A 2,798-nucleotide genomic window follows, 5' to 3' on the forward strand; every position below is an offset into this window, starting at 1 on the left:
GCACCTTTTTTGCAGCGGGATCTGCACGGGAGCGGCGTATTGAGGGGAGCCCTTCCGAAGGTAGCCAAAACTGAGGCGGGAAGACTGACCAGCAGAGAATTATCGTTTCCATCTCAGGGTGTGATTGCTTCCCTGGAAGCTCTGGTGCATGTTCGTAACATTCTCTGGCAGCATGAGAATCAACCGCGCGGCTGTGCAACGGGTTTGCGGGCAGCGAGGTGGTAGACCTGTCTTTCTGTTCTATGGATCCTGCAAGTGGATAAATATCTCATAAGTCTCGAGCGTACCCCGGAACGTACCGAGCGTTTTCTTGCTGCGAATGCGCATATTCCGGATTTTATCCATGCGCCAGGTATTGATGGTTCGGTTATGGATATCGATGCGATGAAAGATCTGGGGCTGATCCATGCAGATTGTCATTTTACACGTGGTGCAATGGGGTCGGGGTTGACTCACGTTGCGCTCTGGGGGGCTGCTGCCAAGAATGGTCGTGGTGCCCATATTTTCGAAGATGACGCGTTTTTATGCAGGAATTTCAGTGAGGAGAGTGAAAAACTGATTTCCAGACTTGATGCGGATTGGGATATCATACTCTGGGGCAATAATTCGGATACTACTCTGAAATTCAATCTTCTCCCCGGTATCACGCCTTGCATTGCGACGTTTTCACAGTCTGCTGTCAGAAAAGGAATTCAATCTTTTTCTGCTATGACTGTCGAGGCGCTCCCTTTCAGGCTGGATCATACTTTTGGTATATGCGGGTATGCCATTTCACCAAAAGGGGCCCGGAGACTGCTTGAAAAATGTCTACCGTTGCGGGCCGAACTTGTTCAGTATGATTCTCTTGGCGGGCGAAGCTTGTTTGTTCGTCTGTTGATCATCTGATGAATATTTTCTATCCGGAAATGCTGGCTTATACCAGTTTTCCGCCCCTTTGCCTCACTGACAACATAAGTGAGGCGTCGCTCAACAAATAACGTTTATGTACTGTCTGCCTTGGCAACAAGAATGGATATTACATCGATATCAACAGGATTATTGGATTTCTTCAGACGTTGTCAGTGAGTGAGACCTTGTCACTCTTATAGAGTGTGACAAGAGTGTGCATATGCTCCCTGACTGTGAGCAGCCGAACACCATGCTGCCAGAATTTGTCGATGGCTGTCGGATCATGAATAATTCGCGTGAGTTTTGTCCAGAAATCTCCTTCTTTTTCAGGATGAAAAACAAAGCTCTCGTCTCCGATGATCTCTTTCTGGCCACCATGGCAGGAGACAAGAACTGGAACCCCGTTGCAGAGAAATTCAATAGCGACTTGTGGTAAGGCGTCCTGCCAGAGAGGGGGGACAATACCTATATCGACGGAAGAGAGGATGGCGGGTAGATCGCTATGCTTGTAACCGTCTATAACTGTCAGGCGAGCGAGTTTTTCTTCGAGCTTTCTTAGCTGGACAAGGGCAGCGGAGTTCTCGATCTTTCCGGCGAATGTAAAGGAAATCTTCCCGTTCAATTCTGCGGGTATGTCAGATAATTGCTCAAGAAGATAATAAAAACCTTTATCTTTTCTTGTGTATCCAAGAAAGCATATATGTATTTTATCATTAATTTTTTCTTTTTTGTTGTTAGGTAATCCGTTGTATTGATTTGTTCCTATATAATCGACGCTTATCAAATGACGGTTTACACCGTTTTGAATAAGAATGCCGGCGACCTCACGGGAAACGGCCGAAATGGCATCCAGATATTTGTTCATATATTCAACGGCTCTGACGCGGCGATATTCGAATTTATTCTTGCCATGGCTCAGGAGAGAGCGCCTGTCAAAACTCTTGTCGTCCAGTCCATAATCTTCGAACCAGGAAAGATCATCGAGATTGAAACCCGCAATAACGGCTGTCATGTGCTGGCTGTCGGTAGTTTTTACTTTTCGGTTCAGTTTTGTTGTAACGGCACGAAGCGCAAAGAAATGAGCGAATTGCGTGTACCTGTTAACGCATGAATAGCAAGCAATGCCGGAAAAGTAATTATCGCAAAGTATCTCCTCGTTATACCACAGGTTTACCTGTGGGCAGATACTATGATAATTGTGATTGGAGAGAATGAATTTCGTTGCAGGAAATTCGTTTTTCAGTTCAAGGGAACTGTACGGAATACCCTCAATGTTCTGTATGTGGAAAACGTCAAAAGGACCGTAATCCGTCAGAAACATCCTGAGAGCATTTTTTGTTTCATCATCTGACAATACTCTTTCGACATTGTGGAACATGACGAAAGCAGGTGCGATAACGCGACTGTTCATGATGTCGACAAATTTTATATTGGTATATTCCTGAGGACTGCAGCGCAGATAAACATCGCGTCGCGCAAGATCATAGAAAAACCCGCTTGTCAGAACCGTGACATCATGACCCTGCTCCATGAGAGCGTACGCAATATTTTTCAGATAGATGCTGACCCCCCCTCCTTCAGCAAAATCGCCGTAGATGGGTGCCCAATTGAACAAGGCTATTCGCATTTTGACGGTCTTGTCCCCAGTGACTGTGGCAGAGAAGCCGGATTCAGGAAAAAGGGGATCAGCCACGGTCGCGTTTCTCTTTATGGGAATGCAGCATCATGCAGGGTAATGCCAATGGCTTCATGCAAATCTGCAATTTCAGTGTAACCTGAAAATATCCGGTTTCCCGCTAATATCACACATTTTTTCATTGCGATATCGTTGCAGTACCTGACGGTCGTAAAACTGCTTTCGAAGGTCTCTTGCATGCGTGCAGATTTGGAGGGAGCAAGACGAATAGATC

The 2,798-nt window shown here is 46.0% G+C and carries 3 protein-coding genes; 1 reads left to right on the forward strand and 2 read right to left on the reverse strand.

Features of this window, described 5'->3' with window-relative positions; all coding sequences use genetic code 11:
* Positions 1 to 255 precede the first annotated feature (255 nt).
* Positions 256 to 885 carry a glycosyltransferase family 25 protein gene (locus JCM25354_RS19530; RefSeq protein WP_243444106.1) on the forward strand — a complete coding sequence of 210 codons (630 nt, stop codon included), beginning with the start codon at positions 256 to 258 and terminating at the stop codon, positions 883 to 885.
* Positions 886 to 1,048: 163 nt separating this feature from the next.
* Here the strand turns inward: JCM25354_RS19530 and JCM25354_RS15340 are convergent, their stop codons facing one another.
* Entirely contained in the window at positions 1,049 to 2,581 is a 1,533-nt protein-coding gene (locus JCM25354_RS15340) for a glycosyltransferase (protein WP_025886727.1), read from the reverse strand.
* Positions 2,582 to 2,595: 14 nt separating this feature from the next.
* On the reverse strand, positions 2,596 to 2,798 hold a 203-nt coding region (locus JCM25354_RS21830), incomplete at its 5' end, for a hypothetical protein (RefSeq protein ID WP_206777983.1).

Source organism: Asaia prunellae JCM 25354, from assembly GCF_000613885.1.
GTDB lineage: Bacteria > Pseudomonadota > Alphaproteobacteria > Acetobacterales > Acetobacteraceae > Asaia > Asaia prunellae.